The organism is Vibrio sp. Y176 (assembly GCF_033438945.1).
In genome coordinates this window covers 1-686 of sequence record NZ_JAWOQS010000557.1, presented here as the reverse complement: position 1 = coordinate 686, position 686 = coordinate 1, and the positions used below count along the sequence as shown (strand labels likewise).

Below are 686 nucleotides of genomic sequence, written 5' to 3'. Positions count from 1 at the left end.
TTCGCCGAAAGTCACCCCTTTTGGCAACGATGAAACAGGGGAATTTGATGCACAGCCCGTGATCACCAACAGTGAACACGCGCCAACCCAAAACATTCTCATGTACTTTCCTTAAAATAATCCGAGATAAATGGCCGCCAACAAGCTGTACCGAGCGGCTTTTCCTAAAAATATTAAAATCACACACGGCAGAAATTTCATCCTTAACCATCCAGCCGCGAGACACAACGGATCACCAATAATTGGTAACCAACTGAAAAATAATCCCCAGTAGCCATATTTTGCTAGCCACTTTAAAGCGGTATGACCATGTTTTTCTTCTTGGGTTTTATTGGGGATCCATAACCCAAGCCAGTAATTGGTTAAGCCACCAAGCGTATTACCTATTGTGGCAACCAAAAGAATAGAAGAAACCGCATATTGATTGAGTGAGAGAGTTGCTATCAGCCCAGCTTCAGAGCCACCAGGCAGTAAGGTGGCGCTCAGAAAGCCCGTTAAAAAAAGCACCCACAATGCTGAATCAGAAAACCAAAGGGCTAAATGTTCAAAAGCTGAATTGAATGCGTCTAGCATGTCATATCAAGTAATACCTTGCCTCTCGTTCGCCCCGATTCCACTTGTTGGTGTGCGGCGATAACTTCAGCCATTGGGTAAATGTGTTGCACTTCTGTTTTAAGTAATCCCAC

2 protein-coding genes are annotated in these 686 nt (G+C 44.2%); both read right to left on the bottom strand.

The features are described 5' to 3' along the window. Window positions 1–111: 111 nt before the first annotated feature. Entirely contained in the window at window positions 112–573 is a 462-nt protein-coding gene (locus R7O13_RS27280; RefSeq protein WP_005462564.1) for a YqaA family protein, read from the bottom strand. Next, window positions 567–686, bottom strand: a 120-nt coding sequence (locus R7O13_RS27275) for a zinc-binding dehydrogenase (protein WP_318305249.1), incomplete at its 5' end; no start/stop codon positions are given. The genes R7O13_RS27280 and R7O13_RS27275, both read right to left, overlap by 7 nt.

What these genes read in the sequence shown, in the direction of transcription:
- R7O13_RS27280 (WP_005462564.1), bottom strand. Translation starts at nt 573, where the DNA reads ATGCTAGACGCATTCAATTCAGCTTTTGAACATTTAGCCCTTTGGTTT.